At 71.1% G+C, this 20,003-nt stretch carries 15 protein-coding genes and 1 rRNA gene; 5 read left to right on the forward strand and 11 right to left on the reverse strand.

Going from position 1 to position 20,003, the window contains the following annotated elements; all coding sequences use genetic code 11:
- Positions 1–40: 40 nt before the first annotated feature.
- Positions 41–1,568, reverse strand: a 16S ribosomal RNA gene (locus AC6F7H_RS11150).
- 856 nt (positions 1,569–2,424) lie between these two features.
- Between AC6F7H_RS11150 and trpS the strand changes: the two genes are divergently transcribed.
- Entirely contained in the window at positions 2,425–3,429 is a 1,005-nt protein-coding gene (gene trpS / locus AC6F7H_RS11155; RefSeq protein ID WP_500756828.1) for a tryptophan--tRNA ligase, read from the forward strand.
- 111 nt (positions 3,430–3,540) lie between these two features.
- On the opposite strand, the gene proC is transcribed toward trpS, so the two are convergent.
- The 5 genes from proC to AC6F7H_RS11180 all read right to left on the reverse strand — a co-directional run bounded on the left by proC (position 3,541) and on the right by AC6F7H_RS11180 (position 7,194).
- Positions 3,541–4,353, reverse strand: a complete 813-nt coding sequence (gene proC, locus AC6F7H_RS11160) for a pyrroline-5-carboxylate reductase (RefSeq protein ID WP_363041126.1) — start codon at positions 4,351–4,353, stop codon at positions 3,541–3,543.
- 126 nt (positions 4,354–4,479) lie between these two features.
- On the reverse strand, positions 4,480–5,265 hold the full coding sequence (locus AC6F7H_RS11165) for an ABC transporter permease (RefSeq protein ID WP_500756829.1): 786 nt from the start codon (positions 5,263–5,265) through the stop codon (positions 4,480–4,482).
- Positions 5,262–6,065 carry an ABC transporter ATP-binding protein gene (locus tag AC6F7H_RS11170; protein ID WP_500756830.1) on the reverse strand — a complete coding sequence of 268 codons (804 nt, stop codon included), beginning with the start codon at positions 6,063–6,065 and terminating at the stop codon, positions 5,262–5,264. The genes AC6F7H_RS11165 and AC6F7H_RS11170 overlap by 4 nt, the downstream gene beginning before the upstream one ends.
- Positions 6,066–6,254: 189 nt before the next feature.
- Positions 6,255–6,767: an EamA/RhaT family transporter gene (locus AC6F7H_RS11175; protein WP_500756831.1), complete on the reverse strand. Its 513-nt coding sequence runs from the start codon at positions 6,765–6,767 to the stop codon at positions 6,255–6,257.
- Positions 6,768–6,864: 97 nt separating this feature from the next.
- Positions 6,865–7,194, reverse strand: coding sequence for an SH3 domain-containing protein (locus tag AC6F7H_RS11180; protein ID WP_500756832.1), 330 nt, complete (start codon positions 7,192–7,194; stop codon positions 6,865–6,867).
- A 182-nt stretch (positions 7,195–7,376) separates the two neighbouring features.
- Between AC6F7H_RS11180 and AC6F7H_RS11185 the strand changes: the two genes are divergently transcribed.
- Positions 7,377–9,584, forward strand: a complete 2,208-nt coding sequence (locus AC6F7H_RS11185) for a serine/threonine-protein kinase (protein ID WP_500756833.1) — start codon at positions 7,377–7,379, stop codon at positions 9,582–9,584.
- Between the two features lie 69 nt (positions 9,585–9,653).
- Here the strand turns inward: AC6F7H_RS11185 and ilvD are convergent, their stop codons facing one another.
- The 4 genes from ilvD to AC6F7H_RS11205 form a co-directional block, all read right to left on the reverse strand.
- Positions 9,654–11,507 (reverse strand): dihydroxy-acid dehydratase, encoded by a 1,854-nt coding sequence (ilvD, locus tag AC6F7H_RS11190; RefSeq protein ID WP_500756834.1) that lies wholly within the window; start codon positions 11,505–11,507, stop codon positions 9,654–9,656.
- A 160-nt stretch (positions 11,508–11,667) separates the two neighbouring features.
- The gene (locus tag AC6F7H_RS11195) at positions 11,668–12,315 is read right to left on the reverse strand and encodes a TetR/AcrR family transcriptional regulator (protein ID WP_500756835.1); all 648 of its coding nucleotides are present in this window, start codon (positions 12,313–12,315) and stop codon (positions 11,668–11,670) included.
- Positions 12,312–13,172, reverse strand: coding sequence for a sugar phosphate isomerase/epimerase family protein (locus AC6F7H_RS11200; protein WP_500756836.1), 861 nt, complete (start codon positions 13,170–13,172; stop codon positions 12,312–12,314). Before AC6F7H_RS11200 ends, AC6F7H_RS11195 begins: the two co-directional genes overlap by 4 nt.
- A 201-nt stretch (positions 13,173–13,373) precedes the next feature.
- Positions 13,374–14,306 carry a Ppx/GppA family phosphatase gene (locus AC6F7H_RS11205; protein WP_500756837.1) on the reverse strand — a complete coding sequence of 311 codons (933 nt, stop codon included), beginning with the start codon at positions 14,304–14,306 and terminating at the stop codon, positions 13,374–13,376.
- A 95-nt stretch (positions 14,307–14,401) separates the two neighbouring features.
- Between AC6F7H_RS11205 and AC6F7H_RS11210 the strand changes: the two genes are divergently transcribed.
- Positions 14,402–15,259, forward strand: coding sequence for a DUF3109 family protein (locus AC6F7H_RS11210; protein ID WP_500756838.1), 858 nt, complete (start codon positions 14,402–14,404; stop codon positions 15,257–15,259).
- A 96-nt stretch (positions 15,260–15,355) separates the two neighbouring features.
- Here the strand turns inward: AC6F7H_RS11210 and AC6F7H_RS11215 are convergent, their stop codons facing one another.
- On the reverse strand, positions 15,356–17,164 hold the full coding sequence (locus AC6F7H_RS11215; protein WP_500756839.1) for a BACON domain-containing protein: 1,809 nt from the start codon (positions 17,162–17,164) through the stop codon (positions 15,356–15,358).
- A 174-nt stretch (positions 17,165–17,338) separates the two neighbouring features.
- Between AC6F7H_RS11215 and radA the strand changes: the two genes are divergently transcribed.
- Both radA and disA read left to right on the forward strand, forming a co-directional pair.
- Positions 17,339–18,748, forward strand: a complete 1,410-nt coding sequence (radA, locus tag AC6F7H_RS11220; protein ID WP_500756840.1) for a DNA repair protein RadA — start codon at positions 17,339–17,341, stop codon at positions 18,746–18,748.
- Positions 18,749–18,829: 81 nt separating this feature from the next.
- Positions 18,830–19,954 (forward strand): DNA integrity scanning diadenylate cyclase DisA, encoded by a 1,125-nt coding sequence (gene disA, locus AC6F7H_RS11225; protein WP_457460540.1) that lies wholly within the window; start codon positions 18,830–18,832, stop codon positions 19,952–19,954.
- Positions 19,955–20,003 lie beyond the last annotated feature (49 nt).

Genomic DNA, 20,003 nt, shown 5'->3' on the forward strand with positions numbered 1-20,003 from the left:
TGACCTCACCCCGAGGGGATCGGTGAGAAGTGCTCCTTAGAAAGGAGGTGATCCAGCCGCACCTTCCGGTACGGCTACCTTGTTACGACTTCGTCCCAATCGCCAGTCCCACCTTCGACGGCTCCCTCCCACGAGGGGTTGGGCCACCGGCTTCGGGTGTTACCGACTTTCGTGACGTGACGGGCGGTGTGTACAAGGCCCGGGAACGTATTCACCGCAGCAATGCTGATCTGCGATTACTAGCAACTCCGACTTCATGGGGTCGAGTTGCAGACCCCAATCCGAACTGAGACCGGCTTTTTGAGATTCGCTCCACCTCGCGGTATCGCAGCTCATTGTACCGGCCATTGTAGCACGTGTGCAGCCCAAGACATAAGGGGCATGATGACTTGACGTCGTCCCCACCTTCCTCCGAGTTGACCCCGGCGGTCTCCCGTGAGTCCCCAGCACCCCCGGAGGGGCCTGCTGGCAACACGGGACAAGGGTTGCGCTCGTTGCGGGACTTAACCCAACATCTCACGACACGAGCTGACGACAGCCATGCACCACCTGTACACCGACCACAAGGGGGACCCTGTCTCCAGGGTTTTCCGGTGTATGTCAAGCCTTGGTAAGGTTCTTCGCGTTGCGTCGAATTAAGCCACATGCTCCGCTGCTTGTGCGGGCCCCCGTCAATTCCTTTGAGTTTTAGCCTTGCGGCCGTACTCCCCAGGCGGGGCACTTAATGCGTTAGCTGCGGCACCGACGACGTGGAATGTCGCCAACACCTAGTGCCCACCGTTTACGGCGTGGACTACCAGGGTATCTAATCCTGTTCGCTCCCCACGCTTTCGCTCCTCAGCGTCAGTATCGGCCCAGAGATCCGCCTTCGCCACCGGTGTTCCTCCTGATATCTGCGCATTTCACCGCTACACCAGGAATTCCGATCTCCCCTACCGAACTCTAGCCTGCCCGTATCGACTGCAGACCCGGGGTTGAGCCCCGGGCTTTCACAACCGACGCGACAGGCCGCCTACGAGCTCTTTACGCCCAATAATTCCGGACAACGCTCGCGCCCTACGTATTACCGCGGCTGCTGGCACGTAGTTAGCCGGCGCTTCTTCTGCAGGTACCGTCACTTGCGCTTCTTCCCTGCTGAAAGAGGTTTACAACCCGAAGGCCGTCGTCCCTCACGCGGCGTCGCTGCATCAGGCTTGCGCCCATTGTGCAATATTCCCCACTGCTGCCTCCCGTAGGAGTCTGGGCCGTGTCTCAGTCCCAGTGTGGCCGGTCGCCCTCTCAGGCCGGCTACCCGTCGTCGCCTTGGTGAGCCGTTACCTCACCAACCAGCTGATAGGCCGCGGGCTCATCCTCCACCGCCGGAGCTTTCGACCCCCGCCCATGCGGGCGGGGGTGGTATCCGGTATTAGACCCCGTTTCCAGGGCTTGTCCCGAAGTGGAGGGCAGATTGCCCACGTGTTACTCACCCGTTCGCCACTAATCCCCACCGAAGTGGTTCATCGTTCGACTTGCATGTGTTAAGCACGCCGCCAGCGTTCGTCCTGAGCCAGGATCAAACTCTCCGTGAATGCTTCCGGGATGTCCCGGTGACACACACGAGAGCGGAACCACCGGAGGAATAGTCCGGCGGTTCACAGCGTCCTCGCTGTGATTCTTCAAAGGAACCTCGTCCCGGCCTGATGACCGGAGACGGGGTATCAACATATCTGGCGTTGATTTTTGGCACGCTGTTGAGTTCTCAAGGAACGGACGCTTCCTTCGTACTCACCCCTGCGGGTTTTCCTCCGGGCGCTTCCCTTCGATCTTGCGTTTCCGACTCTATCAGATCTTTCCGATCCGATTTCCTCGGGTTTCGCTTTCCGGGTTCCCGCTTTCCGCGTTTCCCTTTCCGGCGGATCCGACTCTATCAGATCTTTTTCTTCGACCTGACCCCCGGTCAGCGGGGTTTGTCTTTCCGGCCGTTGGGCCGTTCCGACGAGTGAGACTCTAGCGGATTCCTGGCTCCCGAGCTAATCGGGGGCCTGCGTCCTTTCGAACGCGGATTCCTCATTCCACGAATACACGCACCAATGGCATGACGGCAGACAGAAGACTGCCGTCGAGCAGTTGCGGTACTTGCGGGATGGTTGCCCGGGGACCGACCGGAGTCGGTGCTCACGTCGGACAACTCGGAGAACAGTACGGATCACGCCGGAGCATGTCAACTCGCGCTCCGATCCGCCCCCGCGGGCCGGCTCCAGGGCGTAGCCTGGCCCGCATGACCACGCGTACGTACAGCCAGTTCTGGTGGGCCGCCTGACAGCGGCCGTCCTACGTATGCACTCAACGGCCGCCGCTCAGGTGGCCGTTCTCGTCTCTCCATCCAGGACTCGGAGGCGGCCGGCCGAGGCGGCGGGCACGACCGGGAGACGGAGACGGGAAGAGATGACACGGGTCTTCAGCGGGATCAAACCGACCGGCCATCTGACGCTGGGGAACTACCTGGGGGCCATGCGGCGGTGGGCCGCGGTCGACCAGCACCGGGCGGACGCGGTGTTCTGCGTCGTCGATCTGCACGCACTGACCGTGGACCACGATCCGGCACGGGTACGCAGACTGAGCCGGCAGGCGGCGACGCTGTTGCTGGCCACCGGGCTGGATCCGGAGTCGTGCACCGTGTTCGTGCAGAGCCATGTCGACGAACACGCCCGTTTGTCGTACCTGCTGGAGTGCGTGGCGACCGACGGCGAGATGCGGCGGATGATCCAGTACAGGGAGAAGGCCTCCCGGGAGCAGCGGCGGGGCGGGAGCGTGCGGTTGTCGTTGCTGACGTATCCCGTGCTGATGGCGGCGGACATCCTGGCGTACGGGACGGACGAGGTGCCCGTGGGTGACGACCAGAGGCCGCACGTGGAGCTGGCTCGGGATCTGGCCGTGCGGTTCAACCAGCGGTACGGGCACACCTTCGTCGTGCCCCGGGCCACGCATCCCGCGGTGGCGGCACGGGTGATGAATCTGCAGGACCCGATGTCGAAGATGGGGAAGAGCGACGACGTCGGGCCGGGGATCGTCTATCTGCTGGACGAGCCGGACGTGGTGCGGAAGAAGGTCGCGCGAGCGGTGACCGACAGCGGGCACGACGTCGTGCACGACAGGGAGGCGCGGCCGGGGGTGGCGAATCTGCTGGAGATCCTCGCTGCGTGCTCGGGTGGGGACCCGGAGTCGTTGGCCGGTGCGTACGAGTCGTACGGGGCCTTGAAGAAGGACACCGCGGAGGCCGTGGTCGAGGTGTTGAGGCCGGTGCAGGAGAAACACAAGGAGTTGTGCGCGGATCCCGGTTATGTGGAGGGAGTGTTGCGGGACGGCGCGGAGCGGGCGAGGGGCATGGCTCGGCCGACCGTGGATGCCGCCCATCGGGCGATCGGCTTGCTCCCGGCGGCCGGGGTGTAGCGCGGGCCGCCCCGCTCGACGGTGATCGGCGGTCAGTCGTCGGTCCAGGACCTTCGCGCTTCCGGGAGGAGGTCCTGGACCGACGGGGTGACCACCGGGGGCCCCGGGTCCTCAGTCCTTGGTGCCGGAGGCCAGTTCGCGGCTGCGGTCGCGGGCTGCTTCGAGGGCGGCGATGAGAGCGGCCCGTACGCCGTGGTTCTCCAGCTCGCGGATGGCGTTGATGGTGGTGCCGGCCGGGGAGGTGACGTTCTCGCGGAGCCTCACGGGGTGCTCGCCGCTGTCTCGGAGCATGGTCGCGGCGCCGATCGCGGACTGGACGATCAGGTCGTGGGCCTTGTCGCGGGGCAGGCCGAGCAGGATGCCGGCGTCGGTCATGGCTTCGACCAGGTAGAAGAAGTACGCCGGGCCGGAGCCGGAGAGGGCGGTGCAGGCGTCCTGCTGGGACTCCGGGACGCGGAGGGTCTTGCCGACGGAACCGAAGATCTCCTCGGCGTGGGCGACGTGTTCGGGGGTGGCGTGGCTGCCGGCGGAGATGACCGACATGGCCTCGTCGACCAGGGCGGGGGTGTTGGTCATGACGCGCACCACCGGGGTGCCGGCGGCGAGGCGTTCCTCGTAGAAGGAGGTGGGGATACCGGCGGCGCCGCTGATGACGAGACGGTCGGCGGGGACGTGCGGGGCGAGTTCGACGAGGAGGGCGGCCATGTCCTGCGGCTTGACCGTGAGGATCAGGGTGTCGGCGGTCTTGGCGGCTTCGAGGTTGGTGACCGGGGTGACTCCGTGGCGGGCGCGGAGTTCGTCGGCCCGTTCCTGGCGGCGGGCGGTGACCAGGAGGTCGGCGGGGGCCCAGCCGCCGCGGATCATTCCGCTGAGCAGGGCTTCACCGATCTTGCCGGTGCCGAGGACTGCGACTTTCTGAGCCATGGCTGGGGGTGCCTTCCGGGGTGTGCGCGTCGTCCTGGTTCATCCTCGCACTCGGGCGGCCCGGGGTGGGGTGGTGTCCGCTGGGCGGACGGCCGGGTGAGCCGCCCGGGTGGGCGGTCCGTGGTGTCAGGCGGTCCTGCGGCGCAGGGTCGCCGCGCCCAGGGCGAGGACGAGCAGGGCGCAGCCGGTGACGATCAGGACGTCGCGTACGAAGACGGTGGTCATGTCGGTGTGCATGAGGACCTCGTTCATGCCGTCCACGGCGTAGGACATGGGGAGGACGTCGGAGATGCCCTCGAGGACGGGGTGCATGTTGTCGCGTGCGGTGAAGAGCCCGCAGAGGAGGAGCTGGGGGAAGATCACTGCCGGCATGAACTGGACCGCCTGGAATTCCGAGGCCGCGAAGGCCGAGACAAAGAGGCCGAGGGCCGTGCCGAGGAGGGCGTCGAGCAGGGCCACCAGGAGGAGCAGCCATGGGCTGCCGACGACGTCGAGCCCCAGGAACCAGACCGCCAGTCCGGTGGCCAGGGCCGACTGGACGATCGCGATCGCGCCGAAGGCGAGGGCGTAGCCGGCGATCAGGTCGCCCTTGCCGAGGGGCATGGCGAGGAGGCGTTCGAGGGTGCCGGAGGTGCGCTCGCGCAGGGTGGCGATGGAGGTGACCAGGAACATCGTGATCAGCGGGAAGATCCCGAGGAGCGAGGCGCCGATGTTGTCGAAGACGCGCGGGCTGCCGTCGAACACGTAGCGGAGCAGGAGCAGCATCAGGCAGGGGACGAGCAGCATCAGCGCGATCGTGCGCGGGTCGTGGCGGAGCTGGCGCAGGACCCGGGCCGCGGTGGCGAGGGTGCGGGAGGCGTTCAGGGCGCTCGTCGGGGCGGAGGGGCGTGTCGTCGTACGGGGGGTGCTCATCGTGAGGTCTCCTTCGTGCGGCTTGCCGCGACCGCCGCGTCCACCAGGTGCAGGAAGGCGCCTTCGACGGTTTCGGAGCCGGTGCGGGTGCGGAGGGCGTCGGGGGTGTCGTCGGCGAGGATCTCGCCCGCGCGCATGAGCAGGAGGCGATGGCAGCGCTCGGCCTCGTCCATGACGTGGGAGGAGATCAGCAGGCTCGCGCCCCGTTCGGCGGCGATGTCGTGGAAGAGCTGCCAGAGGTCGCGGCGCAGGACGGGGTCGAGGCCGACCGTGGGTTCGTCGAGGACCAGCAGTTCGGGGGTGCCGAGGAGGGCGACGGCCAGGGATACGCGGCTGCGCTGACCGCCGGAGAGGTTTCCGGCGAGGGCGTCGGCGTGAGTGGTGAGGTCGACGTCGGTGATCGCGCGGGTGACGTTCTCGTGGCGGCGGTCGGCGGCCGCCCGGCCCGGGTCGAGGATCGCGGCGAAGTAGTCGAGGTTCCGCCGGACCGACAGGTCGTCGTAGACCGAGGGCGCCTGGGTGACGTAGCCGATGCGGGTGCGCAGGGCGGAGTGGCCCGCGGGGAGGCCGAGGACGTCCAGGGTGCCGGTGACCTTGGCCTGGGTGCCGACGACGGCCCGCATCAGGGTCGACTTGCCGCAGCCGGAGGGGCCGAGGAGGCCGGTGACCTGGCCGCGCGGGACGGTGAGGTCGAGGCCGTGCAGGACGGTGCGGGGGCCTCGGACGACGGTGAGGTCCTGGGCGCGGACGGCGGGGGTGTCGTCGTCCGGGCGTGGGGGACCGGAGGAGTAATTCATCATGTGATGAATAATCCTCTCGGGGTCGGGACACGTCAAGCGGCGGCGGGCGCAGGACGAGGGCGGCACGGGCTCGGCGGATCCGGGCATGCCGAAGGGACGCGCCGGCGCCTGACATCTGGCATGTCGAGGTCGTCGAACGCGTCTGAGGGGTTGTCGGGCGGGGCGGGTCCCGTACTGCGGAGACGGGCCCTACGGGCGGCGGCGTTTCCTGGGGTTTCCGGAGCGGCGGGAGATCCGCCTCTCGTACTGCTCGCGGGCCGTCCGGTACTCCTCGCGGTGGAGCTTCTCACCGGGGGCCTCGGTGAGGGAACGGAAGAAGTAGGCGAGGAGGGAGCCGACGAAGCCGACGCTGAGCAGACCGCGGAGGGACCGCTGCCGGTCGGGGTCGGGGCGGCGCTTGAACGCCTCCCAGGTGTGCCCGAACGCGAGGGCGCTGCAGACCGCGAACATCCCGACCGCGAGGATCCCGACGAAGCCGCCGACCTCGGCGATCCGAAGGCCCTGGTAGGCGATGCGCAGGACGATGCAGGAGACGGCCGCGGCGGCGAGTGCGCCGACGGCGACGCCGACCCGGCGGGCCGCGTAGCCGTTGTCGCGGTCGACCCAGGTCGTGCCGAAGAAGCGGATGGGCTCGGGGCGGGGACCCGCCAGGGTTCCCGGGGAGCCCGCGGTGCTGTCCGGGGTGCCGTTCTCTGCGCTCACGCATCGATTATGGCTCCGGCGGCACCGCGGGCCCCGGGCGGGCTCCGGGCCGACCCCGAGCGGGCCCCGGCGGACCACGAAGGGGACCCGGGCCGGGTCAGCCGCAGCGCGGGGCCACGTAGCCGTCGCTGCCGGTCAGCACGTACGTGTCCGAGACGTACTCACCGTTGCCGATGTTGTCCCAGATGTTCGACGTGCCGTAGGGGCCGGTGACGGTCGTGCCCGGACGCTGGCAGGAGATCGGCACCTTCGCGCCCTCGGGCAGCGTACGGACGATGGTGTAGTTCGTGCCCGGACCGCTGCGGACGTTGAGCCGGTGGCCCGGCGCGACCGGGTAGTAGCGCACGGCCGCCGCGGCCGATTCCGCTCCGACGGTGCCCTCTGCTTCTCCGACTTCTCCGACTTCTCCGACGTGGTCGACTGCCATGGAAACCCTCCCCCGTTGTGCCCCCATGCCTGTCATGGGGTCCCGTTCATTCCCCGGAATCACGCCACGCACACCTGTGCGTTGTTTGAACATGGACGCGGGCACGCCTCCTCGGTCTCGTACGCATCATCGACTAGGCTCCGTGCGTCGCGCGCGCGGACGAACAGCACGGGGGTGGTCCCATGGCGCCACAGCGGAACGTCGGAGCGGGCGCGGAAGCGGAACTTCCCGAGTACGCCGGTCACTACCGTCTCGAGTCGTGCCTCGGCTCCGGCGGAATGGGCGTGGTGCATCTGGCCCGGAGTACGTCCGGGCTGAAGCTCGCGGTGAAGGTCGTGCACGCCGAGTTGGCGCGGGACCGCGAGTTCAGAGGGCGTTTCCGGCAGGAGGTGGCGGCGGCCCGGCGGGTGAGCGGCGCCTTCACCGCGCCGGTCGTCGACGCCGACCCGGAGGCCGAACGTCCCTGGATGGCAACGCTGTTCATCCCCGGGCCGACCCTCGCCGAGCATGTGAAGCGGAACGGCCCGATGCCCTCGCCCCAGTTGCGCAGGCTGATGGCCGGACTCGCGGAGGGCCTGCGGGACATCCACCGCGTCGGAGTGGTGCACCGCGACCTGAAGCCCAGCAACGTACTGCTCGCCGAGGACGGGCCGAAGGTCATCGATTTCGGTATCTCTCGGCCAAAGGACAGCGAACTGCGGACCGAGACGGGGAAGTTGATCGGCACCCCGCCCTTCATGGCGCCCGAGCAGTTCCGGCGCCCTCGTGAAGTGGGGCCCTCCGCCGACATCTTCGCGCTCGGTTCGCTCCTGGTGCACGCGGCCACCGGGCGCGGGCCGTTCGACTCCGACAGCCCGTACGTCGTCGCCTACCAGGTCGTGCACGACGAGCCCGACCTGACCGACGTGCCGGAGGAACTCGCCCCGCTGGTGGTGCGCTGCCTGGCCAAGGAGCCCGAGGACCGGCCCTCCCCGGACGAGCTGATGCGGGAGCTGCGGTCCGTCGCGGCCTCGTACGACACCCGGGCGTTCCTGGCCGAGGCCTTCATACCGGCACAGCGGACGGAGCCGACGGCCTCGACGGGCGCCGTGCCCGGCCACCAGGCGGAACCGGAACCCGAAGAACTTGAAGAACCCGAAACAGCAGAGCACGGCTCCGGCCCCGGGACGGACGCCGGGGAGCCCCCCGCCGGGCAGGTGGCGGTCCGGCGCTCCGCGCGGCCTCCGCTGAGCAAGCGGGCGCTGCTCGGGGGCGGGGCGCTCGCCCTCGCCGTCTTCGGCACGCTGTTCTCCGTCCAACTGCTCGGCGACGAAGCCCCGGAGAGACGGACCACCGGTGTGCGGACCACGGCGGCCGCGTTCCAGGCGTGGGAGGTGGCGCCGTCGGGGAAGCCGGGCACCCCGCAGTGCTCGTACGGAGCCGGCCGGCTGTTCTGCGCCCTGCCGGGGCAGGTGTTCGCCCTCGATCCCGACGGCGGCGGCACGCTGTGGCGGCGCACCGTCGCACGGTCGGTGCCGGGCGGCCCGCCGGTCGTGTCGGGCGGTCTCGTACAGCCCGCGCCGAGCCAGGGCAACGGACCGGCGGCGCTCGACCCGGCCTCGGGGAAGCCGGTGTGGCGGCAGGACGTCGCCGAGTACGGCGGCCTGGCCGTCACCGGCGACACGCTCGTGCTCACCGGTGACGACGGCACGGTCACCGGCGTGGACAGCGCCTCGGGCGACACGAGGTGGACCGGGCGGATACCGGGACACGACGTCCCGCTCTTCGAGTCGTTCACGGGAGATCCGCTGGCGTACGCCACGAGCACCTCCGGCGACGGTTCGAGCACACGGGTCACGGCCGTCGATCCGCGGACGGGTGAGGTGCGGTGGGACGCGCGACTGACGGGGATGCTGAAGCCGGTCGGCACCACGGGCGGGTCGGTCGTCCTCACCTCCTCGGACCCGGTCTACGGCGAGGCGAAGGCCCTGGTCCACTACACGCCGGACAGCCAGGAGGTACGACGGGTGGCGCTGTCCGTCCCGCTGGCGCAGGTTCAGGGAACCGTGCACGGGGAGGTCGCCCATCTGACGGGGGCCGGCGGCCGGGTCGTGGCCGTCGACATGGGCGCGCTGCGGCAGCGGTGGAGCCTGGAAACCGGTGTGGCCCGTACTTCCGCGCCGGTGGCCGACGCGCGACACGTCTTCCTCACGGCGCCCGACGGGCGGCTGCTCGCCGTGGACGCGCGGGTGGGGCACCTCGTCGGGCAGACGGAGCCCCGGATGGCGGCCGCTTCCGACCGGGTCGTCGCCGTGCTGCCCGAGCCGGTGCTCGCCGACGGCCACGTCTACGCCGCCGCCCCCGACGGCACGGTCTTCGCCGTGGACGGCCGGGACCCGGCGGACTGGTAGAGCACCCCGCGCGCGTGCCCCACGGATGAGGGGCCACGCGCGCGTGGTGGTGGTGGTGCCGGGCCGGTGTCAGGCGAGCTTCGAGATGTCCCGCACCGCGCCCTTGTCGGCGCTCGTGGCCATGGCCGCGTACGCCTTCAGAGCCGCCGAGACCTTGCGGTCGCGGTTCTTCGGCGCGTACGTGCCGTTCAGTTCCCGCTCGCGGCGGGCCAGCTCGGCGTCGTCCACCAGGAGCTCGATCGAGCGGTTCGGGATGTCGATGCGGATGCGGTCGCCCTCCTCGACCAGGGCGATGGTGCCGCCCGACGCCGCCTCCGGGGAGGCGTGGCCGATGGAGAGGCCGGAGGTGCCGCCGGAGAACCGGCCGTCGGTGATCAGGGCACAGGCCTTTCCGAGGCCGCGGCTCTTCAGGTACGACGTCGGGTAGAGCATCTCCTGCATGCCGGGGCCGCCCTTGGGACCCTCGTAGCGGATGACGACGACGTCGCCCTCCTCGACCTGCTTGGTGAGGATCTTCTCGACGGCCTCGTCCTGCGACTCGCAGACGACCGCCGGGCCCTCGAAGGTCCAGATGGACTCGTCGACGCCGGCCGTCTTGACCACGCAGCCGTCGACGGCGAGGTTGCCGCGCAGCACGGCCAGGCCGCCGTCCTTGGAGTAGGCGTGCTCGGCGGAGCGGATGCAGCCGCCCTCGGCGTCCTCGTCGAGGGCGTCCCAGCGCTCGGACTGGGAGAACGCCTCGGCGGAGCGGACGCAGCCGGGTGCCGCGTGCCACAGCTCCACCGCCTCCGGGGACGGGGAGCCGCCGCGGATGTCCCAGGTCTTCAGCCAGTCGGCCAGGGACGGGCTGTGGACCGAGTGCACGTCCTCGTTCAGCATGCCCGCGCGGTGCAGTTCGCCGAGCAGGGCGGGGATGCCGCCGGCGCGGTGCACGTCCTCCATGTAGTACGTGCGGTCCTTGGCGACGTTGGGCGCCACCTTCGCCAGGCAGGGCACGCGGCGCGAGAGGGCGTCGATCTCGGTCAGGCCGAACGGGACCTCCGCCTCCTGGGCGGCGGCCAGCAGGTGCAGGATCGTGTTGGTCGAGCCGCCCATGGCGATGTCCAGCGCCATCGCGTTCTCGAAGGCCGCGACGGTGGCGATGCCGCGCGGCAGGACCGTCTCGTCGTCCTGCTCGTAGTAGCGGCGGGTGATGTCCATGACCGTGCGGGCGGCGTTCTCGTAGAGCGCCTTGCGGGCCGTGTGGGTGGCGAGGACCGAGCCGTTGCCGGGGAGGGACAGGCCGATGGCCTCGGTGAGGCAGTTCATCGAGTTGGCGGTGAACATGCCGGAACAGCTGCCGCAGGTCGGGCAGGCGTTCTCCTCGATGCGCAGGACGTCGGCGTCGGAGATCTGGTCGTTGGCGGCGTCCACCATCGCGTCGATCAGGTCCAGTGTGCGGACCGTGCCGTCGACCAGGGTGGCCCGGCCGGCCTCCATCGGGCCGCCGGAGACGAAGACCGTCGGGATGTTCAGCCGCAGGGCGGCGTTGAGCATGCCCGGGGTGATCTTGTCGCAGTTGGAGATGCAGATCAGGGCGTCCGCGCGGTGCGCCTCGACCATGTACTCCACGCTGTCCGCGATCAGGTCGCGGGAGGGCAGCGAGTACAGCATGCCGCCGTGGCCCATCGCGATGCCGTCGTCGACGGCGATCGTGTTGAACTCGCGCGGGATGCCACCGGCCTCGACTACCGCCTCGCTGACGATCCTGCCCACCGGCGCGAGGTGGGTGTGGCCGGGGACGAACTCCGTGAAGCTGTTGGCGACGGCGATGATCGGCTTGCGGCCGATGTCCGCGCCCGGTACACCGGAGGCTCGCATCAGGGCACGTGCGCCCGCCATGTTGCGGCCGTGGGTGACTGTGCGGGACCTCAGCTCGGGCATCGTCGCTCGCTCCTTCAGACCTTCTCAGGGTGCCGGGGCCAGAGAGTTCTGACCCCGGTCGAGCGTACGCCGGTCATCCAGGGATCGGGACAGGGTGTCCGGATTGCGAGATACGTGTCTCGGCGCGGGAGCGGTGGGCCGCGGGTGCGTCAGGGGCCGGTCACCGACCGGTCAGATGCCCCTGCACCACCGGTGCCACCCGCCTGACGATCTGCTCGGGGTCCGCCGAGGCCAGCGGCTCCACCTTGATCACGTACCGGATCATCGCGATCCCGACCAGCTGGGCGGCGGCGAGCTCGGCGCGCAGCTCCGCGTCCGGCAGGTCGAGCTGCCCCGCGATCCGGCGCAGCAGCTGGCTGGCGACCAGGCGGCGGAAGACGCCGGCCGCGGCCTCGTTGTTGACGGCGGACCGGACGATCGCGAGCAGCGGGGTCCGGGTCACCGGGTTCTCCCACAGATCGAGGATCATCCGGGTCATCCGCTCGCCGACCTCCTCGACGGGAGCGTCGAGGACGGCGTCCCGGCCCTTGAGCGCGGGGGCGAAGGCGACCTCGACGGCCGCCTCGAAGACCTGCTCCTTGGTGCCGAAGTAGTGGTGGACCAGTGCGGAGTCGACGCCGGCCGACTTGGCGATCCCCCGCACGGAGGTCTTCTCGTACCCGCGTTCGGAGAACTCCTCGCGGGCGGCGTCCAGGATGCGGTCGCGGGTGCCGGCCGACTCCGTACGCGGGGGACGGCCGCGGCGCCGGGCGGTGCCGTGGCCGCCGGGGGACGCGTCCGGGCCGCCGGGCACGCCGACGCCGGTCATCGCCGCGGCGCCCAGAGCGCCGAAGATCCTGTGGGCCCTGTGGCCCCTGTGGACCCGGACGCCAGGTGCAGGCGGGTGAACGCGAGCGCCTCCGCCAGGTCGGCCTCGCGCTCCGCGCTGGACATGGCGCGGCGGGTGTTGACCTCGATGACGACATGGCCGTCGAAGCCGTCGGCCGCGAGGCGCTCCAGCACCTCGGCGCACGGCTGGTCGCCGCGGCCGGGCACGAGGTGCTCGTCCTTGGCCGAACCCCGGCCGTCGGCGAGGTGGACGTGACCGAGGCGGTCGCCCATGCGGTCGAGCATCCCCAGGGCGTCGGTGCGGGCGGTCGAGGCGTGGCTGAGATCGATCGTGAAGTGGCGGTAGTCGTCCTTGGTGACGTCCCAGTCGGGTGCGTAGGCGAGCATCTCGCGGTCGCGGTAGCGCCAGGGGTACATGTTCTCCACAGCGAACCGCACATCCGTCTCGTTCGCCATCCGCCAGATCCCGTCGACGAAGTCGCGGGCGTAGTGGCGCTGCCAGCGGAAGGGCGGATGGACGACGACCGTGGTGGCCCCGAGCCGCTCGGCGGCGGAACGGGCCCGCTGGAGCTTGGTCCAGGGGTCGGTGGACCACACGCGCTGCGTGATGAGCAGGCAGGGGGCGTGCACGGCGAGGACGGGGACCCGGTGGTAGTCGCTGAGTCTGCGCAGTGCCTCGATGTCCTGGCTGACCGGGTCGGTCCACACCATGACCTCGACGCCGTCGTACCCGAGGCGTGCGGCGATCTCGAAGGCCGTCGCCGTCGACTCCGGGTAGACGGAGGCCGTCGACAGAGCGACCTTCGCATCCGGGATGCGCACCGCTGGTTCTGCCACGAGGGACAGCGTACGGGGTGCGTTCGACGGGCGGGACGCGAGCGACGTGCTTCGGCCGGGGCCGTTCGCCCTCGCCGGAACGGCGTGTCCGCAGGGCACGGGGCGCTTGCCCGGCGCCCCCGGCCGCCGGTCCGGGCGCCCGCCGTGTGATCGACCTGACCGAACGCGGCCGCCCCGCACCCACCCGCCGCGCGGACGTCGCTACGCCGGGCCCATGTGGTCCAGGCGGCGCAGTATGACGCCCTCGCGCAGGGCCCAGGGGCAGATCTCCAGGCACTCCACGTCGAACAGGTCCATCGCGGCCTCCGCCACCAGGGCCCCGGCCACCAGCTGGCCCGCGCGGCCCTCGGAGACGCCGGGAAGCCCGGCACGCTCGGCGGTGGTCATGCCGGACAGCCGCGACACCCAGCCCTCCAGGGACTGGCGCTTGAGCTCACGCGGGACGTACGGGCCCTCGGCGGAGCGGGCGGCGCCCGTGATGCGGGCGAGCTGCTTGAAGGTCTTGGAGGTGGCCACCACGCGGTCGGGCCGGCCGAGGCGGCTGAACTCGCCGACCGTGCGGGCGATCTCCGCGCGGACGTGCCGCCGCAGCGCACGGACGTCGTCCGGTGCCGGCGGGTCGCCGGGCAGCCGGGCGGTGGTGAGACGGCCGGCGCCCAGCGGCAGCGACACTGCGGCGTCGGGCTCCTCGTCGATACCGAAGGCGACCTCCAGGGAGCCGCCGCCGATGTCGACGACCAGCAGCTTTCCCGCCGACCAGCCGAACCAGCGGCGGGCGGCGAGGAAGGTGAGCCGGGCCTCCTCCGCGCCGGTGAGGACCTGGAGCTTGACGCCGGTCTCCTCACGCACGCGCGCGAGGACGTCGTCGGCGTTGCGGGCGTCACGCACCGCCGACGTCGCGAACGGCAGCAGTTCCTCGACACCTTTGTCCTCGGCGGCCCGGAGCGCTCCCTGGAGGACCGAGATCAGCATGTCCGTCCCGTCGGAACCGATCGCTCCGTCGGCGTCCAGCAGCTGGGCGAGGCGCAGCTCCGCCTTGTGCGAGTGGGCGGGCAGCGGGCACGCCCCGGGGTGCGCGTCCACCACCAGCAGATGCACCGTGTTCGAACCCACGTCGAGGACACCGAGTCTCATGTACGGCACGCTACTGCCCGCCGGGCGGCGTGAACCCCGCTCCACGGAACTCGAGCCGGTGCCGGGCAGTGAGATGGGCGACTTACCCTGGACGGGTGCCAAAGACGAAAAAGGCGAAAACCGAGAAGGCCGAAAAGGCGGACAAAAGGACCAAGAAGGCCAAATCGGCCGTCGGTCCTTCGCAGGTGCCGTCGGATGTTCCGCCGAACGACGAGAAGGGCCTCGACTTCGCGCGGGCGTGGGTGGAGTTCCCCGATCCGGCGGACGACGAGCAGGTGTTCCGCTGTGACCTGACATGGCTGACCTCTCGCTGGAACTGCGTTTTCGGCAGCGGCTGCCAGGGCATCCAGGCGGGCCGCGCGGACGACGGATGCTGCACCCTGGGCGCACATTTCTCGGACGAGGACGACGAGAAGCGGGTCGCAGGGCATGTGGCGCGGCTCACTCCGGACATCTGGCAGCACCACGCCGAGGGCACCCGGAACGGCTGGGTCTCCGAGGACGAGGACGGCGACCGTCAGACCCGACCGTTCCAGGGCTCGTGCATCTTCCAGAACCGGCCGGGCTTCGCCGGTGGCATGGGCTGCTCGCTGCACATCCTCGCCCTTAAGGAGGGCCGCGAGCCGCTGGAGACCAAGCCGGACGTGTGCTGGCAGCTTCCGATCCGGCGGACCTACGACTGGATCGACCGGCCCGACGACACGCGCGTGCTGCAGGTCTCCATCGGCGAGTACGACCGCCGCGGCTGGGGGCCGGGCGGCCACGACCTGCACTGGTGGTGCACGTCGGCGACCTCGGCGCACGGCGCGGGCGATCCGGTGTACGTCTCCTACCGGGCGGAGCTGACCGAGCTGATGGGCAAGGCCGGCTACGACCGGCTGGCCGAGTTGTGCGAGGAACGGCTGGCCGCGCAGTTGCCGCTGGTGGCACCGCACCCGGCGGATCCCGCCTGATCCTCGCCACGTCTCCCGGGGCGCCGGGCTCCGGACATGCGGCACGGAGCCCGCAGAACACACGGCGCGCACAGCGCCCACAGCACGATGCACGCGTCAGGAGGCGGACGGGCTCGCCTCGCCGCCGTCGTCGGCGGACGGTGCCGTCGAGTCCGCGGGGACGGTGGGGGACGGGTCCGTCGAGGTCGGGTCGCTCGGTGTCGGGTCGGTGGGCTCCGGGTCGGACTCCGAGGGGGCCGGTGACGTGGGCGTCGGATCCGGGGCCTGGGACGACGGCGGCGGTCCTCCCGGCTCGCCGGAGCTCGGCGGAGGGGTGCTCGGGGAGCCGGGGTGCGCGGTCCCCGGGCTTCCGGGACGACCGGAGTGCGAGCCGCCGGGAACGGAGGGGCCGGGGGCCGGGCCGTGCCCCTCGATGGCCACCACGGCGCCGGCGGGTGAGACCGCCACCCACGCGCTCCAGTGGCCGGACGGCTCGCGCAACTGGTCGACGTACACCTTGATCGTCAATGACCGGCCCGGTCGGAGCGTCCCCGACGACCGGCTCAGATACAGCCAGGACACACCCGTCGACGCGGACCAGCGGACCGGGGCGGAGCCCGTGGCGGTCAGCGTGATCAGCGTGGTGTCACCGCTGTGACCGGCCGTGACGCCCAGTGCGGCGACGCCCCCGTGGCCGGCCCCGGGGACACCGACGACCTCCACGGACACGTCGGCCTCGCTGTCCTTGCCGGCCTTGCCGTCCTTGCCGTCCTTGCCGAAAGGGCCGCCCGGCCGGGTGCTGGCGTTGCCGGCGTTCTCGTAGCCGCCCGCTCCCTCACCGTCGAGGTCGACGGGCGTGTCGGCCTCCCGCGCGGAGGCGGAGCGGCCGTCCCCTGCCTCGCCCACGGGGGTGCCCCGGTAGGCGGCCCACAGCGCGAGCACGGGGGCCGCGACGACGGTGGCGACGACGGTCGTCGTGACGGCACGCGCGCGCAGCCGCTCTCTTCGCGCGATCCGGTCCTTGGGATCCATCGGAAAGCCGCGCCGGTCGAAGCGGGGCGCGGCACCACGCGCGCGTGAGTGCCGCGCCATCGCCGCGCGCAGGGCGGCGTCGGGAACCGCCAGGACGGGCAGTTCGTCGGGGGTGACGCTGGTGCCGGGCCAGCGGCCGGGGACGGCGTGCTCGGCGGTACGGCGGCAGCGCGGGCAGTCGTCGACGTGCCGGACGAGTTCGCGGCGCAGCGTGCTGCTGAGCACGAGCCGGTTGTCGCCGGTGAGGTGCGCCACGCCCCGGCAGGCACCGGCCTCGACGACGGCGAGCGCCGCGCGGGTGCGCTCGACCTCGCAGGCGGCGGAGGCGAGCAGGTCGCGGGCGGCGACGGGTTCCATGCCGAGCACGGCGGCGACCTCGTGGGCACCGAGGTGGTGGCGGACGGCGAGTTCGAGCGCCTCGCGCTGCTCCGGTGTGGTGCCCGCGGCCTCCGGCCAGGCCAGCAGGGCCAGTTCACCGCGCCGCTGCTCCTGGACCTCCTCGGAGGCGGCCGGGGCGGTGGCGGTCCGGGCCGGCCGTCTTCGGCCGCGGCCCGCCGCATGGGTGACCTGCCGTTTCTGCCGGGCCTCGGTCAGCTTGCGCAGACACGCCCAGCGGGCCAGCGCGTACAGCCAGGCCCTGCGGTCCCCGGCCGCGTCCGGCACCTGCCGGCCGCGGCGCTCCGCGAGCGTGAGGACCTCGGCCAGGGCGGCGGTCGCCGCCTCGTGGTCGCACAGCACGGACAGGCAGTAGGTGAACAGGCCGTCCAGGTACGGTTCGCGGCACACCGGCGGCCGGTGCGCCAGCGTGCGGGCGGCCCCCCGGTCACGCACCTCCCGGTGCGCCCGGTGTACGCCGGTCATGCGGGTCGGGATCTCCGGGCCACTGCTCGTCATTCGGCGACCGTAGGCGGCCGCGGGCGGCCCCTTCCGGAGCCCTGCGCAGTTTTAATCCATACGGGTGAAACGATCCATCAATCGGGGACAGGAACCTTTCGCCTCACGGCCGGCACGACTCCCGCATGGCGGGCTCCGGTCCTCGCTGTCAGTGGCGGGAGCTACGGTTTCGACATGGCTGCCCGTACCAAGACCACCAAGGACCGACCGTCCTACCGCTGCACCGAGTGCGGCTGGCAGACGGCCAAGTGGCTCGGCCGCTGCCCCGAGTGCCATGCCTGGGGGACGGTCGAGGAGTACGGCGCGCCCGCGGTCCGTACGACGACCCCGGGGCGGGTCACCACCTCCGCCCTGCCCATCGGCCAGGTCGACGGCCGCCAGGCCACGGCCCGCTCCACCGGTGTCCCCGAACTGGACCGGGTGCTCGGCGGCGGCCTGGTCCCGGGTGCCGTCGTCCTCGTCGCGGGCGAGCCGGGCGTCGGCAAGTCCACGCTCCTGCTGGACGTCGCGGCCAAGTCGGCGAGCGACGAGCACCGCACGCTCTACGTGACGGGCGAGGAGTCGGCGAGCCAGGTCCGGCTGCGGGCCGACCGTATCCACGCCATCGACGACCACCTGTACCTCGCCGCCGAGACGGACCTGTCCGCCGTGCTCGGCCATCTGGACGCGGTGAAGCCGTCCCTGCTGATCCTCGACTCGGTGCAGACGATCGCCTCCCCGGAGATCGACGGGGCGCCGGGCGGCATGGCCCAGGTCCGTGAGGTGGCCGGCGCGCTGATCCGGGCCTCCAAGGAGCGCGGGATGTCCACCCTCCTGGTGGGCCACGTCACCAAGGACGGCGCGATCGCGGGCCCGCGGCTGCTGGAGCACCTGGTGGACGTGGTCCTGCACTTCGAGGGAGACCGGCACGCGCGCCTGCGCCTGGTCCGGGGCGTCAAGAACCGCTACGGCACGACCGACGAGGTCGGCTGCTTCGAGCTGCACGACGAGGGCATCACGGGTCTGGCCGACCCCAGCGGACTGTTCCTCACCCGCCGTGCGGAGCCGGTCCCGGGGACCTGTCTGACGGTGACACTGGAGGGCCGCCGCCCCCTGGTCGCCGAGGTGCAGGCGCTCACGGTCGACTCGCAGATCCCCTCCCCCCGCCGCACCACGTCCGGACTGGAGACCTCGCGCGTCTCGATGATGCTCGCGGTCCTCGAACAGCGCGGCCGCATCAGCGCCCTGGGCAAGCGCGACATCTACTCCGCGACGGTCGGCGGGGTGAAACTCTCCGAGCCGGCGGCGGATCTGGCCGTCGCGCTCGCCCTGGCATCGGCGGCGAGCGACACCCCGTTGCCCAAGAACCTGGTCGCGATCGGCGAGGTCGGCCTCGCGGGCGAGGTGAGGCGGGTCACGGGCGTTCAGCGCAGACTCGCCGAGGCGCACCGGCTGGGCTTCACGCACGCGCTCGTGCCGGGCGATCCGGGCAGGATTCCGGCGGGAATGAAGGTTCTGGAAGTCGCGGACATAGGGGACGCTCTGCGCGTCCTTCCGCGCTCCCGTCGCCGAGAGGCCCCACGGGACGAGGAGGACCGCCGGTAGACTTTGCCCTGGTCTCGCCCGTCCGTACGAACCGAGTGCGAGAAGCGGGGGCGCCCCAGACATCGCGACCGGAGGAGTGCAGTGGCAGCCAACGACCGGGCAGCAGCTCCCGGAAAGTCCGGCGGGAGCGCCGGCTCCGATCGCCAGATGCGCGCCTCGCTGAGTGCCGTGGCACCCGGCACCGCCCTCCGTGACGGCCTGGAGCGCGTACTGAGGGGCAACACCGGTGGTCTCATCGTGCTCGGTTCCGACAAGACCGTCGAGACGCTGTGCAGTGGCGGCTTCGTCCTGGATGTCGAGTTCACCGCGACCCGGCTGCGCGAGCTGTGCAAACTGGACGGCGGCATCGTCCTGTCGTCCGACCTGTCGAAGATCCTTCGGGCCGGCGTCCAGCTGGTGCCGGACCCGACGATCCCGACCGAGGAGACCGGCACCAGGCACCGCACCGCCGACCGCGTCTCCAAGCAGGTCGGCTTCCCGGTCGTCTCGGTCTCCCAGTCGATGCGCCTGATCGCGCTGTACGTCGACGGCCACCGCCGCGTCCTGGAGGACTCGGCGGCGATCCTGTCCCGCGCCAACCAGGCACTCGCGACGCTGGAGCGCTACAAGCTCCGCCTCGACGAGGTCGCTGGCACCCTGTCGGCGCTGGAGATCGAGGACCTGGTGACCGTGCGGGACGTGTCGGCGGTCGCGCAGCGGCTGGAGATGGTGCGCCGCATCGCCACCGAGATCACCGAATACGTGGTCGAACTGGGCACCGACGGCCGCCTCCTCGCCCTCCAGCTCGACGAGTTGATCGCGGGAGTGGAACCGGAGCGCGAGCTGGTCGTGCGGGACTACGTCCCCGAGCCCACCGCCAAGCGCTCCCGCACCGTCGACCAGGCCCTGCACGAGCTGAACGCGCTCCCCCAGGCCGAGCTCCTGGAACTGTCGACGGTGGCCCGCGCCCTCGGGTACACCGGATCCCCCGAGACGCTGGACTCGGCGGTCTCCCCGCGCGGCTTCCGGCTGCTGGCCAAGGTGCCGAGGCTGCCCGGTGCGATCATCGACCGCCTGGTGGAGCACTTCGGCGGCCTGCAGAAGCTGCTCGCCGCCAGCGTGGACGACCTCCAGACGGTGGACGGCGTCGGCGAGGCCCGTGCCCGCAGCGTCCGGGAGGGCCTGTCGAGGCTGGCGGAGAGCTCGATCCTGGAGCGGTACGTCTAGCGGTTCGCCCGACCCGGTCCGGCCCCCGTCCGGTCCGGCCCGCTCCCGG

This window comes from Streptomyces sp. MMS24-W38, assembly GCF_059889265.1.